The 18,862-nt window shown below is 68.8% G+C and carries 17 protein-coding genes; 10 read left to right on the top strand and 7 right to left on the bottom strand.

Annotation, left to right across the window (positions count from 1 at the left end; translation table 11 throughout):
- Positions 1-117: 117 nt before the first annotated feature.
- The gene (locus MLGJGCBP_RS29830) at positions 118-768 is read left to right on the top strand and encodes a TetR/AcrR family transcriptional regulator (RefSeq protein ID WP_087560453.1); all 651 of its coding nucleotides are present in this window, start codon (positions 118-120) and stop codon (positions 766-768) included.
- On the opposite strand, the gene MLGJGCBP_RS29825 is transcribed toward MLGJGCBP_RS29830, so the two are convergent.
- A complete protein-coding gene (locus MLGJGCBP_RS29825) occupies positions 765-1,232 on the bottom strand; it encodes a DUF6069 family protein (protein WP_160100099.1) in 468 nt (155 codons plus the stop codon). The genes MLGJGCBP_RS29830 and MLGJGCBP_RS29825 overlap by 4 nt on opposite strands.
- A gap of 180 nt (positions 1,233-1,412) precedes the next feature.
- On the opposite strand from MLGJGCBP_RS29825, the gene MLGJGCBP_RS29820 reads away from it, so the two are divergent.
- Positions 1,413-1,952, top strand: coding sequence for a nitroreductase family deazaflavin-dependent oxidoreductase (locus tag MLGJGCBP_RS29820; RefSeq protein WP_442972132.1), 540 nt, complete (start codon positions 1,413-1,415; stop codon positions 1,950-1,952).
- On the opposite strand, the gene MLGJGCBP_RS29815 is transcribed toward MLGJGCBP_RS29820, so the two are convergent.
- Positions 1,930-2,472 carry a TetR/AcrR family transcriptional regulator gene (locus MLGJGCBP_RS29815; protein ID WP_236581442.1) on the bottom strand — a complete coding sequence of 181 codons (543 nt, stop codon included), beginning with the start codon at positions 2,470-2,472 and terminating at the stop codon, positions 1,930-1,932. The two genes, MLGJGCBP_RS29820 and MLGJGCBP_RS29815, sit on opposite strands and share 23 nt — an antisense overlap.
- Positions 2,473-2,743: 271 nt before the next feature.
- Here MLGJGCBP_RS29815 and MLGJGCBP_RS29810 point away from each other — a divergent pair, with 271 nt between their 5' ends.
- Genes MLGJGCBP_RS29810 through MLGJGCBP_RS29795 form a run of 4 tightly spaced genes read left to right on the top strand, consistent with a single transcriptional unit; the run spans position 2,744 to position 9,596 of the window.
- The gene (locus MLGJGCBP_RS29810; protein ID WP_160100095.1) at positions 2,744-3,973 is read left to right on the top strand and encodes a cytochrome P450; all 1,230 of its coding nucleotides are present in this window, start codon (positions 2,744-2,746) and stop codon (positions 3,971-3,973) included.
- Positions 3,974-4,008: 35 nt separating this feature from the next.
- Entirely contained in the window at positions 4,009-4,635 is a 627-nt protein-coding gene (locus MLGJGCBP_RS29805) for a TetR/AcrR family transcriptional regulator (protein ID WP_072937200.1), read from the top strand.
- A 33-nt stretch (positions 4,636-4,668) separates the two neighbouring features.
- The gene (locus MLGJGCBP_RS29800) at positions 4,669-6,378 is read left to right on the top strand and encodes an AMP-binding protein (protein ID WP_160100093.1); all 1,710 of its coding nucleotides are present in this window, start codon (positions 4,669-4,671) and stop codon (positions 6,376-6,378) included.
- Positions 6,375-9,596 (top strand): acetyl-CoA carboxylase family protein, encoded by a 3,222-nt coding sequence (locus MLGJGCBP_RS29795; protein WP_160100091.1) that lies wholly within the window; start codon positions 6,375-6,377, stop codon positions 9,594-9,596. The genes MLGJGCBP_RS29800 and MLGJGCBP_RS29795 overlap by 4 nt, the downstream gene beginning before the upstream one ends.
- A gap of 32 nt (positions 9,597-9,628) precedes the next feature.
- On the opposite strand, the gene MLGJGCBP_RS29790 is transcribed toward MLGJGCBP_RS29795, so the two are convergent.
- Both MLGJGCBP_RS29790 and MLGJGCBP_RS29785 read right to left on the bottom strand, forming a co-directional pair.
- Positions 9,629-10,612: an MDR family oxidoreductase gene (locus MLGJGCBP_RS29790; protein ID WP_160100089.1), complete on the bottom strand. Its 984-nt coding sequence runs from the start codon at positions 10,610-10,612 to the stop codon at positions 9,629-9,631.
- 34 nt (positions 10,613-10,646) lie between these two features.
- Complete coding sequence (locus tag MLGJGCBP_RS29785; RefSeq protein WP_160100205.1) at positions 10,647-11,624, bottom strand: LLM class flavin-dependent oxidoreductase; 978 nt, start codon at positions 11,622-11,624, stop codon at positions 10,647-10,649.
- Between the two features lie 244 nt (positions 11,625-11,868).
- Between MLGJGCBP_RS29785 and MLGJGCBP_RS29780 the strand changes: the two genes are divergently transcribed.
- Positions 11,869-12,960: a nitric oxide synthase oxygenase gene (locus tag MLGJGCBP_RS29780; RefSeq protein WP_160100203.1), complete on the top strand. Its 1,092-nt coding sequence runs from the start codon at positions 11,869-11,871 to the stop codon at positions 12,958-12,960.
- Positions 12,961-12,979: 19 nt separating this feature from the next.
- On the opposite strand, the gene MLGJGCBP_RS29775 is transcribed toward MLGJGCBP_RS29780, so the two are convergent.
- Positions 12,980-13,450, bottom strand: coding sequence for a group II truncated hemoglobin (locus tag MLGJGCBP_RS29775; protein ID WP_160100087.1), 471 nt, complete (start codon positions 13,448-13,450; stop codon positions 12,980-12,982).
- A 70-nt stretch (positions 13,451-13,520) separates the two neighbouring features.
- Here MLGJGCBP_RS29775 and MLGJGCBP_RS29770 point away from each other — a divergent pair, with 70 nt between their 5' ends.
- Entirely contained in the window at positions 13,521-14,099 is a 579-nt protein-coding gene (locus MLGJGCBP_RS29770) for a TetR/AcrR family transcriptional regulator (RefSeq protein WP_160100085.1), read from the top strand.
- Positions 14,100-14,106: 7 nt separating this feature from the next.
- Here the strand turns inward: MLGJGCBP_RS29770 and MLGJGCBP_RS29765 are convergent, their stop codons facing one another.
- Positions 14,107-15,519: an MFS transporter gene (locus MLGJGCBP_RS29765; RefSeq protein ID WP_160100083.1), complete on the bottom strand. Its 1,413-nt coding sequence runs from the start codon at positions 15,517-15,519 to the stop codon at positions 14,107-14,109.
- Positions 15,516-15,980 (bottom strand): MarR family winged helix-turn-helix transcriptional regulator, encoded by a 465-nt coding sequence (locus MLGJGCBP_RS29760; protein ID WP_160100081.1) that lies wholly within the window; start codon positions 15,978-15,980, stop codon positions 15,516-15,518. Before MLGJGCBP_RS29760 ends, MLGJGCBP_RS29765 begins: the two co-directional genes overlap by 4 nt.
- A 249-nt stretch (positions 15,981-16,229) precedes the next feature.
- On the opposite strand from MLGJGCBP_RS29760, the gene MLGJGCBP_RS29755 reads away from it, so the two are divergent.
- Entirely contained in the window at positions 16,230-17,426 is a 1,197-nt protein-coding gene (locus tag MLGJGCBP_RS29755) for a L,D-transpeptidase (protein WP_087560526.1), read from the top strand.
- Between the two features lie 9 nt (positions 17,427-17,435).
- The gene (locus MLGJGCBP_RS29750) at positions 17,436-18,845 is read left to right on the top strand and encodes an FAD-binding oxidoreductase (RefSeq protein WP_160100079.1); all 1,410 of its coding nucleotides are present in this window, start codon (positions 17,436-17,438) and stop codon (positions 18,843-18,845) included.
- Positions 18,846-18,862 lie beyond the last annotated feature (17 nt).

The following is an 18,862-nucleotide window of genomic DNA, read 5'->3' as shown; positions in this document are numbered from 1 at the left end:
GGTGCCGCTGGATGTGGAACGTGTTACATTCAGGATGACTGTTGACATCACCTGATGTCAACAGTCGGCGCGCGGATGTACCCCGATCGACACCGGGATCGGTGAGACGATGACGGAATGAGCGACAGCGAGAGCCCTCGTGGAGCGCCGCGTAGATGGCGCGGCCAGGAGCCGGACGACCGCCGCGCGGCGAGGCGCGCGGCCCTTATCGAGGCCGGCCTCCAGATCATGGGAACCGAGGGCACGGCAGCCACGACGATGCGGGCGACCTGCCGTCAGGCGAGCCTCACCGAGCGCTACTTCTACGAGAGTTTCGACAACCGGGAGGCGCTACTCGTCGCCCTGCTCGACCACGTCGTCCTGGGCGCGAGGGACACCCTGCTCGGCGCGCTCGAGTCGGCCCCGGACGATCCGGGCCGACTCGTCCGCCACGTCGTGAAGGCGTTCACCGGCTACATCGCCGAGGACCGGCGGCGGGGACGCATCATGTTCGTGGAGTCGCAGTCCGTGCCGGAACTGGCGCAGCGCGGCGAACAACTCGTCGCCGAGTTCACCACCCCCATGGCCGCGGCATTGAAAATGCTGGGTGCCGACGGCGCACCCCGCGACGCCGTCAACACCCAGCTGAACGCGATTGCCTTGTTCGGGGCGATCGCCTTCCTGTATCAGCGCTGGCTTACCGGCAGCCCGAAGATTTCGCAGAAGCGGATCGTCGAGCACATCGCACTCACCATCGAGGCGCATGTGCCGGTGAACAGCACGCCCTAGACCTGCGCGCTACCGACGAGGGGCCGCCGCATCGCTTCGAGGCCGACGACGATCACCACGGCGATCACCACGTGCATGGCAGCCAGTGCGATCGTGCTGGCGGTGTCGAAGTCCGCTTGAACGGTGAGCGCGATCGTCGCCAGCGGCAGCAGCGCGCCGATCACTTCCGCGGGCCGGATGACGGCCACCCATTTGAGTGAGATGAGCGCGGCCAGCGTCATCCCGATCAATGTCGGAACCACCGTCAGGATGACGACGCCTCCGGGGGCGACACTGCTGGTCGTGCCCGCATCGGTCATCTCGAACGACCCGCCGGCGGCGAGCCCGAGCAGCCAGATGACCAGGTTCGGGACGAGCGCGCCGATGACGGTCGCGGCGACCGCCCAGGGCCGGCTCAGTTCGAGCGTCGCCGGGTTGATCCGTGAGGTCGTGGTTGCAGAAATCGTGGCTTCAGTGTTGGACATGATCTGTACTCCCTGTCGAGTGGCTCGAATTGCTACTGACCGATCCTGCAACCTCAACCATTGTTCGGGTCAAGGCGTGAAATCGAGATCCTTTCGGTGGGACCTGACCATTAGACCCGCGGCATGCGCAAAACTCATCGCGATCGGCCCGAACCGGCCACCTGAGGGAAGATGGCCACTATGAACGCCGTCCCCACGCCCCCTGACCGATCGCGCGCGCTCCGCAACCCGCTCCGCGTCCTCGCGCGGTGGCTGGGCACCCAGGAATGGGTGATGCGGATGGCACCGGTCATCATCTGGCTCGAGTCGCACCTGCGCGCGTGGACCGGGAACCGCGTGAGTCTCATCGGCATCGCCGGCCTGCAGTCCCTGCAGGTCACCGTCCCGGGACGCAAGAGCGGTACCCCGCGGACGACGGCGCTGCTGTGCATTCCATACGGCGACGGATACATCGTCACCGGTTCCAACTGGGGCCGCCCCGAGCACCCCGCGTGGTCGGCGAATCTGCGTGCCGCGGACGAAGCGCTCGTCAAGGTCGGGGCACGGGAGTCCCGGATGCGCGTCCAGCTGGTCACCGGCGAAGAACGCGAAAACCTGTGGAAATTCGTCGTCGACTACTGGCCCGGCTATCGCATGGAGCACCGGCGGTCCGGGGGACGCGAGTTCCGGCTCTTCGTGCTCGAGCCCACCCGATCGGCTACGACGACGCGCGAATCCTGAAGATCGGCTCCACGAAGCGTTCGATGGTGCGACGCTCGGCGGCCGCGTCGGGCAGCGGCCACGTCAACAGGGCCAGGACGACGCGCACGATCCATCCCGCTGCCTCCTCGTCGGGCGCGATGCGGGTGAGCGAGATCGCCACCCGGCCGAGTTCGGGTGCGCGGGCCAGGTACTCGTCCGTGCTCCTCGGATGCGCCCCGGTGAACCACCGCACCAGGGCCGGCTCCGCACGGATCGCCACCAGCGAGGCGAGGATAGCCTCCACGATCCGTTCCGAGTCCGCGAACGGTTCCAGCGCCCGCTCGACGTGGTCGGCCACGGCATCGGCGGCGCGGGACATCACGGCCGCGACGAGCGTGCGCTTGCCCCCGGCGTACCGGTAGAGCGTGGCGCGTGAGCACCCGGCGCGCGCCGCGACCTCGTCCACGCTCACCCCGTCGATGCCGTGTTCGCGCATGAGGTCGGCAGCGGCGGCGTGAATCCTCTCGACCGCGAGCACCCGCCGACTGCCTCCGGTCACCAGTCCGCCTGCTCCGTGTCCACGGCACCTCCAGAAACGTACTCGTTATTTTGTCTCACCGCGAGACGGTTACTCTGTCAATTCTAGAACACGTTCCTCGATTGCGGGGTCGTGATCAGCAACGACGAACCCGCATCCTCGCGCACTGAGACACCGCGCGAACAGCGCGTTGATCAGCAGAATCTCACGTTGTCGGCCACCCTTGACAGCACTGGACTCCGACGCGAACTGTGGTGATGTGCAACAAGTTCTCGCCGACAAGGAGTCCTCGATGGCCCACTCGCCGACCCACGAAATCGACATCTTCGACCCGGCCCACCTCGACGACCCGAACGAGCTGTACCGGATTCTCCGCGAGCACTCCCCCGTCCATCGCGTCGCGGGCACCGACTTCTTCCTGGTGTCCACGTGGGACCTCGTGACCGAGGCGGCGAGCCGCACCGACGACTTCTCCTCGCACCTCACCGGTGTGCTGGTGCAGCAACCGTCGGGACCGCCCACGACGTTCGACATGGACGGCGGCGGTCAGGCGATTCACGTGCTGGCCACCGCCGACGAGCCGACGCACCTGCACCATCGCAGACTCGTGCTGCCCACGCTCGGTCGCCGGATCCGCGCGCTCACGCCCACCGTGCAGTCGCTCGTCGACACCCTGTGGGACGAGGGGCTGCGGGACGGGCGGATCGACTGGGCCGCCGAGATGGCGGACCGCCTGCCACTGACGATGGTGGCGCACCTCATCGGGCTGCCCGAGCAGGACGTTCCGCGGCTGCTCGCCTGGGCGTACGACAGTACGGAGATGCTGGGCGGGATCGTCGACGAGGGTCGCCTCGGCCGGCTGGTGGTCTCCGTGACCGAACTGGCCGCGTACCTGCGGGCCGAACTCGCGCGGGCACGGTCGCAACCGTCGGAGGATCTCCTGGGCGTACTCGCACACGCCTGCGATGCCGGGGAGCTGTCCGAGGACCTGGCGACGCTCGTCCTGCTCCAGCTCGTCGGCGCCGGCGGCGAATCGACCGCGGGCCTGATCGCGAATGCCGCCCGCCTCCTGGCCACCCATCCCGGAGTGCAGACCCGGCTCCGGCAGGAACCCGCGCTGGTCGACGCGTTCCTCGACGAGGCACTGCGACTCGAATCCCCGTTCCGCGGGCATCACCGGCACGTGGTCGCCGACACCACCCTCGGCGGCGTCGACCTGCCCGCGGGTAGCCACCTGCTCCTGCTGTGGGGCGCGGCCAACCGGGATCCGGCCGCGTTCGACAGGCCGGACGAGATCGTGCTCGACCGGCCGCACATCCGCTCCCATCTTGCGTTCGGCAAGGGTGTCCACTTCTGCGTCGGATCGGCGCTCGCCCGCATGGAGGCACTCGCCGCCACCACCACACTGCTCGCGCGCACCAACCACTTCTCCCTCGCCGACGACGCCGAGACGCGCTGGCTTCCCAGCCTCCTCGTGCGCCGCCACAGCGCACTCCCGCTGCGAATCGGGGTGCCCCATTGACGTGATTGACATTGACGTCAACATCAATCCATACTGTGACCGTGACCACAAGCGAGGCTCAGGAGCGGGCGCGGTCGGCGCGTAAGGACAACGACGGTCCCCGCCGCCGCGAACTCCTCCGCGCCGCGAGCGCCTGCTTCGCCGAACTCGGGTACGACCGGACCACCGTCGAGGTGATCACCACCCGGGCGGAAGTGTCGCGGGCGACGTTCTACGCGTACTTCTCCTCGAAGGACGAGGTGTTCCATGCCGTCGCCGCCGACGTCTGCGAGGAGTTCCTCGAATCGCAGCACGTCGAGGGACCGGCGAGCGAGGACTTGCGAGAGGTGCTGCGCACCACCACGAAAGCCTTCGTCGAGGCCGTCTACACCAACGGACGAGTCCTCGAATTGATCAGGCACCGCGCCGGGCTCGACCCCGAGGTCGGTCGAAGCTGGACCACCGTGCAGACGCGTCTCATCCGCCGCTACACCCGGTTCATCGAGCGCATCAACGCCACCTGCGACGTCACGCCGTGCGCACCACCCGCCCGCATCGCGCAGACCCTCGCCGACGCCCAACTCGCGGGCGCGGCCCGGTTGGTCGACGCGAGTGCCCGGGAACAGCGCCGGTACACCGCCGACCTGACCGCCATCTCCGAGAGGCTCATCGGCTTCGCCTAGCAAGGACAATCCGCACAGAATCGGGAGTTCGGCATGCCCACTTCGCCTTCGAGTGACCCCACGGCACTGGAATCGGCCCTCGCCGAGATACGCGAACTCCAGGACGCCGCGTGGCCACCGGAGGTACCGCGGTCCGTCGAGTACCCGATCGAGGGCCGCACCGTGATCGACTATCTGCGGCACTGGGCAACGCAGCGGCCGCACACCGTCGCGATCGACTTCTACGGCCGCGACATCACTTATGCCGAACTCGACGAACTGTCGGACCGCTTCGCCGGCTGGCTGCTGCAGCGGGGCGCGACGGCAGGCGACCGCGTCGGCGTCCACCTGGCCAACTGCCCTCAATTCCACATCGCGATGCTGGGGATCCTGAAGATCGGCGCGGTCCACGTCCCGATCAACCCGCTGTTCCGTGAGCACGAACTCGCGTACGAACTCGGTGACGCCGGCGTGGAGATTCTGCTGACCCAGGATTCGTTCGCGGACATGGTCGAATCCGTGCGCGGCGAGTCAGCGCTCCGCCACGTCGCGGTCACGGCCCTGTCGGACCTGCTGCCCGCCGAACCCGGCGTCACACCGCCGTTCCCCACCGCGTCCGGGCCCACCGACTGGGCGGGGATCATGCAATCACCTCGCGCCGATCCGATCCCGATGGATCCCGACGCACTCGCAGCGCTGAACTACACCGGCGGCACCACCGGGATGCCGAAGGGCTGCAAACACACTCAGGCACACATGGTGTACACCGCCGCCACCGCGACACTTGCCGGGGGCAGGCAGGTGGGCGAAGCTCCCCCGGTCGTCCTCGGGTTCCTGCCCGTCTTCTGGATCGCTGGCGAGGACTTCGGCATCCTCTATCCGCTGATCAACGGCGGCACCGTCGTGCTGCTGACCCGATGGGACCCCGAAGCCGTAGCGACCCTCGTCGAGCGCCGTGGTGTGACGTCGATGGTCGGCACCGTCGACAACTACGTCGAACTGATGGACCTGCCGGGTTTCGCCGAGCGAAACTTCTCCACCCTCGGCAACGCGATGGCCGTGTCGTTCGTGCTCAAACTCGACCCCGAGATCCGCGGCCGATGGCGCGACGCGACCGGGCACGTGCTCCGGGAAGCCAGTTACGGCATGACGGAGACGCACACCGCCGACACCATCACGCTCGGCTTCCAGACCGACGACGAGGATCTGCTCAGCGAACCCGTCTTCTGCGGGCTGCCGGTTCCGGGCACCGACGTGCTGATCGTGGACGAGTCCGGGGCTCCGGTGCCGGTGGGGCAGCCCGGGCAGATCATCGTCCGCAGTCCGTCACTGCTCACCGGCTACTACGGCAAACCCGACGCCACCGCCGACGCGCTCCGCGGCGGATGGCTTCAGACCGGGGACGTCGGCAAGCTGAACGGCAAAGGCGCACTGCACTATCTGGCCCGCAACAAGGAAATGATCAAGACCAACGGGATGAGCGTGTTCCCCTCGGAAGTGGAGGCGCTGCTCATGCTGCATCCGGCGATTCAATCGGCGGCGGTGGTCCCGAAACCCGATCCGGGCAAGGGGCAGGTGCCGTTCGCGTTCGTCCAGCTCCTGCCCGACCGTCAGGTGTCGGGTGAGGAACTGCGGGAGTGGGCCGCCCGGAACATGGCCACCTACAAGGTGCCCACCGTCGAGGTCCTCGACGCACTACCCATGACGGCAACGGGGAAGGTCCGCAAGGCCGACCTCTTCGCCCTGGCCGAGGAGTACAAGTGACCCTGCTGGTCGCCAATCGCGGCGAGATCGCGCTGCGCATCATCCGCTCGGCGGAGGAGATGTCGGTCGACACCGTCGCCGTCTACGCGGAGGACGACGCGGACAGTCCCCACGTGCGCGCGGCGACCGAGGCTGTCGCGCTCCGCGGCTCGGGACCGTCCGCGTACCTGGACGCTCGTGCCCTCCTCGACGCGGCCGCCGAGTTCGGTGCGACGGCGGTGCATCCCGGTTACGGGTTCCTCAGCGAGAACGCCGATTTCGCCCGTGCCTGCGGCGAGGCCGGACTCTCCTTTGTGGGTCCGAGCCCCGAGGTGCTCGACATCTTCGGCGACAAGTCGTCGGCACGCGAGGCCGCCGTCGCCGCGAAGGTTCCGGTGCTCGCCGCGACGCACGGCCCCACCGACTTGGACGGCGTCCGCGCGTTCTTCGCGGAGCAGCCGCGCGGCATCATGATCAAGGCACTCGCGGGTGGCGGTGGCCGCGGCATCCGTGCCGTCCGCAACGCGGACCGGATCGACGAGGCGTACCGGGCGTGCGCGGCGGAGGCGGAACTCGGGTTCGGCAATCCCGCGGTGTTCGCCGAGGCGCTGCTCGAGGGCGCCCGGCACATCGAGGTGCAGGTGGTGGCCGCACCGCAGGCCGGCGTGACGCGGGCGCTCGCCGTCGGCGACCGCGACTGCAGCGTGCAGCGTCGCCACCAGAAACTCGTCGAGATCGCACCCGCGCAGGGGCTCGATCCCGGACTGCGCAGCGAACTCCACGAGGCCGCGGCGCGGTTGTGCGCCAGTGTCGGCTACCGGGGACTCGCCACCGTCGAATTCCTGGTGTCCCCGGACGGATTCGTGTTCCTGGAGGTCAATCCGCGAATCCAGGTGGAACACACGGTCACCGAAGAGGTGACGGGGATCGACCTCGTCGCCGTGCAGATCGACATCGCGCGGGGAGCGGACTTCGGGGAACTGGCGCTGCCGGACGGGGTCGGCGCCGTAGGGCTCGACACGTCGGGCACACCCGCTGCGGCGCGCGGAATCGCCGTCCAGTCCCGGGTGAACATGGAGACGATGCGCCGGGGCGGTCAGGCCGTTCCCGCCGCGGGCACGCTGTCCGTCTTCTCCCCGCCGACGGGACCGGGGGTGCGCGTGGACACCTACGGGCGCCCAGGGCTCTCGCCGAGCCCGCGGTACGACTCGCTCCTCGCGAAGGTGATCGTTCATGCGCGCGGGCAGTCGTTCGCGGCCGCGGCGCGCAAGGCCGATGCAGCGCTCGCCGAGTTCGTCGTCGACGGCGTCCCCACCAACATCGGCTTTCTGCGGGCGATTCTCACGGATCCCGGCTTCGCCGACGGCGTCGTGGGCACCGACTACCTCGCCGAGCGGATGGGTGCCCTCGTCGACGCCGCACACGTGCACCATCCGGCGGAGGTCGCGTCGGACACGCTCGAGTTGCGGGCCGGCGAGGACGTCCTGCGTGCACACATGGCCGGGACGGTCGTGGAGTCGGCCACCGAGGGGGCCGCCGTGACGTCGGGTGCGCAACTCGTGGTGCTCGAGGCCATGAAGATGCAGCACGTGATCGCCGCTCCCGCGGGCGCGGTGGTCGAGCGGAATCTGGTGTCGCCCGGGCAGACCGTCAACGCCGGCGACCCACTGGTCGTGATCCGCCGCACCGGGTCGGAGGCTGGCGACGTGGCCGACAGCGGGGTCGATCTCGATCGTGAGCGTGCCGATCTGGCGGAGATCCGGCAGCGCCACGACTACACCCTCGACGCCGCCCGGCCCGCCGCGATCGCGAAGCGGGCGAAGCTCGGGAGACGCAGCGCCCGCGCCAACATCGAGGACCTGGTCGACCCCGGCAGCTTCGTCGAATACGGACCCCTCGTTCTCGCCGCGCAACGCAGCCGCCGCTCCGAACAGGACCTGATCGAGAACACCCCCGCCGACGGCCTCATCGCCGGCCTCGCCGCGATCAACGGGGACGTGTTCGGTCCGCAGAATTCCCAGGCGGCGGTGCTGTCGTACGACTACACGGTGCTCGCCGGGACCCAGGGCATGCGGAACCACGCCAAGACGGACCGGGTGATCGAACTCGCGGGCCGCAAACAGGTTCCGGTCGTCCTGTTCGCCGAGGGCGGCGGGGGACGCCCCGGCGACACCGACGCCGGGCCCGCCGCGGGCCTGGACCTGAACACCTTCCGGTCGCTGGCGGCACTGAACGGGAAGGTGCCGCTGGTGTCGGTCGTGTCCGGCCGCTGCTTCGCGGGCAACGCCGCCCTGGCCGGGGTCTGCGACGTCCTGATCGCCACCCCCGACGCGAACATCGGCATGGGCGGTCCGGCGATGGTCGAGGGCGGCGGGCTGGGTGTGTACCGGCCGGAAGACATCGGTCCGGTCGACGTGCAGCGGCGCAACGGTGTGATCGATCTGCTCGCCCGGGACGAGGCGCATGCCGTCGAATTGGCGAAGACGTACCTGTCGTACTTCCAAGGGGTGCTCCCCGGTTGGGAAGCGCCCGACGAGCGGCTGGCCCGTCACGTTGTCCCGGAGAACCGGTTGCGCGCCTACGACGTTCGGAGTGCTGTGGAGTCGATCGCCGACGTCGGCTCGGTCCTCGAGCTACGCCGCAACCACGGCGTCGGGATCGTCACCGCGCTGATCCGGGTCGAGGGGGCACCGTACGGGTTGGTCGCGAACAGCAGTCATCACCTCGGCGGTGCGATCGACGCGGTCGCGGCCGACAAGATGGCTCACTTCCTGGAGTTGTGCGAATCGTTCGGCCTGCCGGTGGTCTCGCTGTGTGACACACCGGGATTCATGGTCGGTCCGGACTCTGAGAAGGAGGCCACGGTCCGCCGGTTCGGCAAGCTGTTCATCACCGGCGCGCAGATGACCGTGCCGTACGGAACGGTCATCCTCCGCAAGGGCTACGGCCTCGGCGCGATGGCCATGGCGGGCGGCTCCTTCCACGCGTCGGAGTTCACGGTCGCGTGGCCGACCGGCGAGATCGGCGCCATGGGGCTGGAAGGCGCGGTGCGCCTCGGGTTCCGGAAGGAACTCGAGGCGCTCGACGACCCCGCCGAGCGGGATGCGGCGTTCACGCAACTCGTCGACGCCGCCTACCAGCACGGGAAGGCACTCAACGCGGCGACGATCTTCGAACTCGACGATGTGATCGACCCGGCCGATACCCGCGCCTGGATCGTGCGGCTCCGCCGCCCGTGAGTACTTATTAACCGCCGCACGTTAATAAGTACTCACAGGCGCGTCAGTGCACGACCCGACCACGTGCCCGCCCGCACCTGGTCGATCACCGACACGACGTCGGCGATCGGGACCTCGTGGGTGATCGACTCGAGGCGGCTGGGTGCGAGGTCGGATGCGAGACGGCCCCACAGTCGGCGCCGCTGGTCGATCGGGTACTGCACCGAGTCGATGCCGAGCAGGCTGACGCCGCGCAGGATGAACGGCAGGACCGTGGTCTCCAGCTTCGGTCCGCCGGTCAGTCCGCTCGCCGCCACGGCACCGCCGTATTCGATGGTGCTGAGCACGTGGGCGAGGGTGGCGCCGCCGACGCAGTCGACCGCGGCGGCCCACTGGGCCTTGCCGAGGGGACGCGGTTTCGTGTCGGGTTCGGGGAGGCGTCCGATCACCTTGCTCGCGCCCAGCTGGGTGAGCAGTTCCGCCTTCTCCGGCTTTCCGCTCGACGCGACCACCTCGAAACCGGCCGCGGACAGCAGGTCGACGGCGACGGTGCCGACGCCGCCGCTCGCCCCGGTCACGAGCACCGGACCGTTGCCCGGCTCGACGCCGCGGGACTGCAGTGCCTCCACGCTCATCGCGGCCGTGAAACCAGCAGTTCCGATCGCGGCGGCGGTGCGGGTGGACATGCCGTCGAGTTTCACCACCCAGTCGGCCGGGACGCGGGCGAACTGCGCGTACCCGCCGTGCCGGGCGGTTCCGATGTCGTAACCGTGGGCGACGACCTTGTCACCGACCGCGAACTCCGGCGACTGCGACTCGGCGACCGTGCCCGCCACGTCGATGCCGGGCACGATGGGGTACTCGCGCACCACTCCGCCCTTCGGCGTCAGCGCCAGAGCATCCTTGAAGTTCACGCTGGAGTACTCGACCTGGATCGTGACCTCGCCCTGCGGCAGGAACGATTCGTCGACCGTCTCCTCGGTGAGGCCGATGGCGCCCTCGTTCTCGCGCGCGATCCAGGCGGTGAATTCCTTCATCAGCTTGCTCTCCTGACCTCGGGGGTGCGGCAATTCACTCACGGTACAGAAGCGACAGTTGCCGATCGGATTCGAACAGCGCGTCCCGGTCGAACGTGGACGTCGAGGCCAGGAGTTCGTCGGCGCCGGTGCGTGCGGACAGGGCGTCGAGCGCGACCTTCACCTGTTCGACGGCGCCGTGGATCGACGACGCGATCGTGGCGTCGACCTGTTCCCGCAGCCGCGGGGTCCAGGGCTGAGCGTGTATGTCCACGACCGATTCGAGCGGCGGGAACTCGCCGGTCCGGCTCGATTGCGCCAGCGCCCACGCCTCCGGGAGCAACAGTTCACGGGCCCGGTCGTCGTGCTCGGCGATCATGACCTCGAGCGAGATCATCACGTACGGGTCCCGGTGAGCGGCGGAGGGGACGAAGCTGTCGCGGTACCGGTCGAGTTCCGGGACGCGCGCGTCCGACGCGTGGAGGATCGGCCCGCCGACCACCACCGGCAGGCCGGCCTTCGCGGCGTAGTCGAGTCCGCGGCGCGTGGCGAGGACGAACATCGGCGGCGGGGTCGTCCCCTGGGGCCTGGCGGTCACGGCACCTTTGCCCTCGAGGTAGCTCCGGACCTCGTCAAGGTCGTCCGCGAACGTGTCGAGGGCGTTGCGGTCTCGTCGCAGTGCCTCCCGCACCGGTTTCGTGAACCCCAGGGACCGTCCGACCCCCAAATCGATCCGGCCCGGGTACATGGCCTCGAGCATGAGGAACTGTTCGGCCACCACCAACGGCTGGTGGTTCGGCAGCATCACACCACCCGAGCCCAACCGGATCCGGCTGGTGCGGGCGCCGAGGGCCGCGAGCAGCACGGGCGGCGACCCGCTCGCAATGCCCGGCACGGCGTGGTGCTCGGCCACCCAGAACCGCTCGAATCCGAGGTGTTCGGCGTGCACCGCCCGCTCGATCGTCCCGGTCAGCGCGGCAGAGTCGGGCGCACCCCGGCGCGTCCGGGACCGGTCCAGAATCGACAGCTTCACCTTGGACGCAACGGCCGCCGCGGTGCGCATATTTCCCCGGAGGCCGGCGGGCACGATCGGCGCCGACACTGCACAGCGGCGGCCGACTCGATGAGGCGTCGCGGCCGGGCCGCTGCCATACTGTCGCGCACGAAGTTCAACGGTCGTCGGGAGGTCAGTGGTGGGCAGCACGGAGGCGGTTCCGGACACTCCGGACGTCGAGTGGAACGAACTCGACGCCGCCGAGGTCGGGTACTCCTCGCAGATGGAGGAATGTTCCGACTTCTTCCGCCAGCCCGAGCTCGCCCACCTGCCCGATTCCCGGTTGGACGAGGCGCTGCGGTCGCTGACCGTGTCGGGCCGTTACGAGCAGACCCGGGAGGAGATCGAGATCGGCGCCCAGCTGGCCTGGCGCAACCACGCCCGGTGTGTGGGCCGAAAACATTGGCGCACGCTGAAGCTTCTCGACGCCCGGCACGCCACCAGCGCCGACGAGATCGCGGAGGCGTGCTGGGAGCATCTGCGGATCGCGACCAACGGCGGTGCGCTGCGGTCCGTGATCACCGTCGGTCCGCTACCTCTCGCCGACGGTCGCGAGTACAAGATCCTCAGCCCTCAGCTCATTCGGTACGCCGGCTACCGCAACGCGGACGGGACGGTGACCGGGGATCCCGCGCAGGTGGGTATCACCGAGGCCGTCACCAGGATGGGGTGGCGCGGCGCCGGAACACGATTCGACGTGCTGCCCCTGCTGATCAGCACCCCGGACGAGCCTCTGCGCTGGTACGACGTTCCCCCGGAGTTGGTGCTCAAGGTCGAGATCGAGCATCCCGACCATCGCTGGTTCGCCGATTTCGGACTCAAATGGCATGCGGTGCCCGCCGTGTCGAACATGAGATTCTCCGTCGGCGGGCTGACGTATCCGCTCGCCCCGTTCAGTGGGTGGTACGTGAGCACGGAGGTCGGGGCCCGCAACTTCAGCGACCGGGACCGGTACGACATGCTGCCCGCCATCGCCGAAAAACTGTGCCTGGACACGTCCTCGGAGCGGACGCTGTGGCGCGACCGCGCACTGGTCGAATTGAACCGCGCCGTAATCCACAGTTACCGGCAGTCCGGCGTGCACATGGTCGATCATCACACCGTCGCCAAGCAGTTCATCAGCCACGTCGAACGCGAGGAGTCGCTGGGCCGCAAGTGCCCCACCGACTGGTCGTGGATCAACCCACCGATGTCGGCGGCACTCACCCCGACGTTCCACCGGCTCTACGACGCACCCGACATGGACCTCCGCCCCAACTTTCTCCCGGCACCCGCAGCGGTGTCGGGGTGTCCGTTCACCGGCGGGAGCCTGTAGGACGGGCGCCCTGCCCCGGTCAGCCGCGGTAGGGCGGGGCGACGCCCCAACCCCAGCGCGGCACGGGTGCGTGCTCGACGACCTCGGCTCCGGGGCTCGAATTCTGCAGGGCGAGCCTGGTCCCCCACTCGACGTATGCCATGAAGGCGGAGCGAAATTCGGGGTCGGACGGCAGGGCCGCGTCGTCGGCGGCGAGGCTCATCGTTGCGGCGAAGCGGTGTCGCTGCTCCGGGGTGATGGCGAGACCGATGTGGTGCCGCAGCATCCGTTCGTAGCCACCGAGGTTCTCGGTGTATCCCGGCGGACCGCCGAACACCTCGCACCACCACAGGGTGACGTTGCGGCGATGCTCCTCGTGCACGCCGCCGGGGAACATCGGCGACAGCAGTTCGTCGCGCTCCACCCGGTCGTAGAAGGCGTCGATCAGCCGCCGGAACGACTGCTCACCGCCCGCCCACTCGTACAGGGACGGGGTGTCCTGATCACTCATGCGAGCTCCCGATTTCCGTCGTCTCTCCATTACAATACACATCAGTATTGGATTGAAAAGAGGTTCGAGCATGAGTGTGGCCGGGCGCAGTCGCGACACGGAGATCGACACCCGGGTGCTGAGAGTTGCGGGCCGGCAACTGTCCCGGGCCGGATACGACGCGATGTCGCTCGCCGCGATCGCGGCGGAGGCCGGTACCACCCGACAGGCGCTGTACCGCCGGTGGGCGACGAAGGCGGAGTTGGCCGCGGCCGTCGTGACGCAGTTGGCGGACGAGGAGACCGGCCGGTCGTCGGCGGACCCGTTCGGTGATCTGGTTCGCGAACTGGCCGACTTCCAGCGCGGGGTGTCGCGCACCGGCCGGCTGTCGCTGGTCGGGACGATGCTGCAGGACACGACGGACGGCGACGTCCGGGCGCAGTACCGTGCCCGGGTGGTGGCACCGCGCCGGCGCCGCATCCGCGCCATCCTGGATCGCGCCGCGGAGCTGAAGATGATCGACGCCGACGCCGATCTCGAGGTCGCCGTCACGATGGCGACGGGCAGTTGGTACGGCCGCGCCCTGGCCGGCGATCCTCCCCCCGCGGACTGGCCCGCCCGGACCGCGGCGCTGATCTGGCGGGCGGTCGGGGGAACGGTTCCCTCCTGAGCGGTTCCTACACAGCGGACCGGCGGTCGCCCATGTTCCGCGACATCAGGACTCCGGCGAGGAGGAGAACACCCGCGATCGCGATGAACCATCCCGTGCGGTGCAGTCCGTCGTCGCCGACGACGTGACCGGCGGTGGCCTGCAGCACGACGGCGGACAGGTTCGCCCCGATGTACTGCACGGTGCGGTACATCCCGATCGCCGTGCCCACTTCCTCCACGGACGTGACCGAGCTGATCAGATTCTGGTTGCCGATGTTGTTGAATCCGTTGGGGATTCCCAGTACCGCCGCCACCATCAGCAGCACGACAATCGGGGCGGTGCTGCTTTCCACCGACGCCAGGAGCACCCCGCCGACCAGCAGCGCGCACGTCCCGACGGTGAGTGTTCGGCGCACCCCGTGCCGCCGGTACGTCCGGGACGCGAGCAGTGTGGAGCCGATCCCGACGACGGCGACGGGAAGCATCGTCAGCCCCGCCTCGGTGGCGCCCATCCCCCGGGAGTACTGCAACCACTGCGGGATTCCGAAGAAGACACAGTAGAAGGCCGTGTAAGTGAGGAGGGTCCGGGCGAGGGTCGCACTGAGCGCCCGGTTCCGGGCCAGTGCCCGAACGTCGATGAACGGTTCGTCCGCCCGGCGTTCCCATTGGACGAACAGGGCCAGCACCAGCGCCCACACGGGGATCAGCCACCACACCGGGTCGGTGGTGACCGACAGCAGGAACAGCATCGTGGACGAGATGAGCGCGAGGAACAGCAGGACCCCGACGACGTCGAGCGCGTGCACCAGTTGGCGTCGGCTGACCGACATTCCGCCGACGAAGCCGACGTTCGCGAACTTCGTGACCGCCACGGCGCTGAACACGACGATCGGGAGGTTGATCCACATGATCGACTGCCAGCCGAACGCCCCCACCAGCAGTCCGCCGAGCGTCGGGCCGAGCGCCACGACGGCCTGGCTGCAGATCGCGAGGGTCGTGATCGCGGTGCGCGGTTGCGCACCGTGCCGGTCCGCGTACCCGCGAATCATCGTCATCGCGTTGGGATACTGGGTGGCGGTGCCGATTCCGACGAGGATCCGGGAGAAGATCAGCCAGCCGACCGTCGGTGCGAGCAGACCGGCCACGGACCCCAGCGCCACGAGGGCGAGACCCCCGAGGTACACCTTCCGCGCTCCGAGAAGGGCGCCGAGTTTCCCCGCCATCGGCGCGGTGACGGCGGTGGCGATGTAGAGCGCGGAGATCACCCAGGTGATGCCGGACGACGAGCCGAACTGGGCGGCGATGCCGACGATCGCCACCGCGATCATCGACGAGTTCAGGGGTTGAAGGATGCTTCCGGTGGCGACTGATCCGCTGACCCGGAACGGTACGGACGGCGACTTCTGCGCGACAGCGGTGTCGGCGACGGTCGCGCTCACGAGTTCATCAGTGACTCCCGCCGCGGCGCCGACTCGGGGGACTCGGGGGTTGCTGCGAGTCGGCGGAGTAGCCGTCCGGCGATGAAGAGGAGGTCGCGTTCGGCCTCGGTGCATTCGGTGGCGAGCGCGGCCGAGAGCCATTCGCTCCGCCGCGACCGGTCGGCGGTGAGGGTCTGCAATCCCGGCGCGGTGATCGCGACGATGCTCGCCCGTGCATCCTGGGGGTCCACGGTGCGGGATACCATCCCGGAGTCCTCGAGGATCGAGACGGTCCGCGCGATGGACTGCGGCGCCACCTGCTCGAGATCGGCGAGGGCGCGGGCGCTCATCGGGCCCTCCCGGTCGAGATGCGCAAGGGCCTGCAACTGCGAGGGCGTGAGCAGGTGCCCGGACCGCTGGGTCCGGATGCGCCGGGTGAACATGACGACGTCCTCGCGGAGTCGATCAGCCTTCTCGTCCATGCGTTCGCCTCTCGTTCGCCGAGCAATTTCATTAGCCAGTCTAGCTGTTTTATTTATGCAGGTCAATCGTCGTTACGCATAGACTACGTGCACCTGCGGTCTAAAATTTCGCCAGCACAGCTGTCTAAATCGTCGTGGACGGCCAGATTCACCCAGGTCGGGCGGGGTCGGCGGGTGTCTGACAGGAAACTCCGAGCCGATCGCTGGCAGTATGAGGAACGGCGAACGCTGATCGAGATCCGAAAGAAGGTGGTCGTGACTCTCCGCACACGGACAGCCGGCATCGTTGCAGTAGTGGCTATGACGTTCCTGGCCACGGCATGCACCATCGGAGACACCGGAACCTCGGAACCCCCGACCACCACCCAGGCAGCGCCCGCCACGATTGCCGTTCCCGCGGCCGACGGCGCGCCGATCAACCCGACCACCCCGATCGTGGTCACCGCCACGGGCGGCCGGCTGACCACCGTGACGGTCACGAATCCCGCGGACGCCGGCGCACCGGTCGCCGGTGCCCTCGCCCCCGACGGCACGAGTTGGACGAGCAGCGCGCCCCTCGGATACGAGTCCACGTACACGGTCGTCGCCGACGCGGTGAACCCCGACGGCGCTCCCGTCGAGCAGACGTTCACGGTGACGACGATGACTCCCGGTTCCACCGCGTACGCGAACGTCGTTCCGGCACCCGAGGTCGTCGCGGACACGGGCATCGGCGTCGGCCAGCCCATGGTGTTCCAGTTCACCTCGCCGGTCGCCAACAAGGCCGCCGTGCAGGAACGACTGCACGTGACGACGACACCGCCGCAGCCCGGGGCCTGGTACTGGACCGACGATCAGAACGCGCACTATCGCGCCGCGAACTATTGGGCGCCGGGAACCAAGATCCACGTCGAGGCGGACGTGTTCGGCGTCGACCTGGGCGACGGCGTCTTCGGTGCCGAGAACAATGCCGCCGACTACACCGTGCACGACTCGTGGGTCGCCAAGGCGGACGGGGCCAGTGAGGTACTCACCGTGTTCCACAACGGTGTTCAGGAGACCTCGATGCCGATGAGTCTCGGCTCCCCCGACCACCCCTCGCACGAGGGCCCGCACGTGGTCTCCGACAGGCAGCAGAGCATCATCATGGACTCCTGCACGTACGGCGTCTGCGCGGGCGACCCCGACTACTACCGCGAGAAGGTCGACCTGAACCTCCGCATCTCGAACGACGGTGAGTTCGTCCACTCGGCGCCGTGGTCGGTCGGCGATCAGGGCAGCAGCAACGTCTCCCACGGCTGCGTGAATCTGGCTCCGGCCAACGCCCAGTGGATGTTCGACCACTTCGGTATCGGCGACGTCGTCGAGATCACCAACTCGGGCGGACCGGTCCTGCCCGTGTGGGACACGTACGGGGACTGGGAGGTCCCGTGGGCCGAGTGGCAGGCAGGTAACGCAACCGGATAGGAGGCGCTCGTGAGTTCACCATCCGCGGAATGTGTCGCGCAGCTGAAGGCGGTGCTTCCGCACCGGGTTCATCTGCCGGGCACCGACGACTACCGCACGGCACTGAGCAGAGTGTTCTTTCCCGACGCCGCGCGACGCCGGCCGTCCTGCGTCGTCGAACCGGAGTCCGTGGAGGAAGTCTCCACCGTCATGCGGGTCGTGCACCGGACGGGCGGCACCGTCACCGTCCGCGGCGGCGGGCTGAGTTCCAACTGCGTCGCCGACGACGCCGTCATGCTCGACCTGTCTGCCCGGATGAACACGGCCCGGCCCGAGGACGATCGAGTGGTCGTGGCCGGCGGCGCCACCGTGGGAACCATGCTGGACGCCCTCGCCCCCACCGGCCGGGTGGTGCCGGTCGGGATCGTCGGGCATGCGGGCTTCGGACTCGTCACCCGTGGCGGCGTCGGGTACCTCACCCGCAGTCTCGGGCTGACCGTCGACCAGCTGCTCGAGGTCGAACTCGTGCTGCCCTCCGGCGAAGTCGTCCACCTGTCCGATGCCAGTGCCGGCGACGCGGCCGATCTGTGGTGGGCGGTCCGGGGTTGCGCACCGTGCTTCGGTGTCGTCACGTCGGCGGTGCTACGCACGCATCCGCAGGGCCCGGTGTGGGTCGATCGGATGGTGCTCGGACTCGAAGCGCTCGCCACCTATTTCCGTGTCGCACCAACCCTTCCGCGTGACACGACGATGGGCGCGGTGCTCGGCTACAGCGCACTGTCCGCCGACGAACCCGTCCTCTTCGTGTACACCGCGTGCGCGAGCGCGGACGCATCCGACATCGACCGCGCCCGGGCCGCCGCCACCTCGGTCGCCGCCGTGTCGGGCAGCGTGCTGTACCGGTCCGAGACCTCGGGCGACTACCTCTCCGGGCTACCCGAATTCGCACCACCCGGAGCCGACGGCGAAGAACCGGAACCGATCCGGCTGCCCGAACCGGGCGAACGCCGGGGCTCGTTCTTCGGGAAGGCCGTCTTCACCGGACCGACCCTCGACTCCCAACTCGCTGAAGCCCTGGCCACCCAGATCCGCGGGGCGCCGACGCGGGAATGTCGAATCGACTTCCAGCACACCGGCGGTGCGCTAGCCGACGTGGGCGACAAGGACACCGCGTTCTGGGGCCGCGGCAGCGAATGGAACATCCCCCTCAACGCGATCTGGTCCGACCCCTACGACGGCGCCGCCTGCCTGTCGTGGGCGGGCGGCACCCTCGACGCCCTCGCACCCCACACCACCGGCGTCTACAGCGTCGAAGTCCGGCCCGGATTCCCCGAGACCGGCGCCGAGATCGACGCGGCCTACGGCGGAAACCTCCGGCGCCTCCGAGAACTACGGCAGCGGCACGATCCGATGGGGGTGATGACGCACTACCCGCTGTAGATACAGGGGCGCGCACC

The organism is Rhodococcus sp. T7 (genome assembly GCF_009872365.1).
Lineage (GTDB): Bacteria > Actinomycetota > Actinomycetes > Mycobacteriales > Mycobacteriaceae > Rhodococcus_F.
Note: the sequence above shows the minus strand (reverse complement) of the source record. Positions and strands in the feature narration are given on the sequence as shown.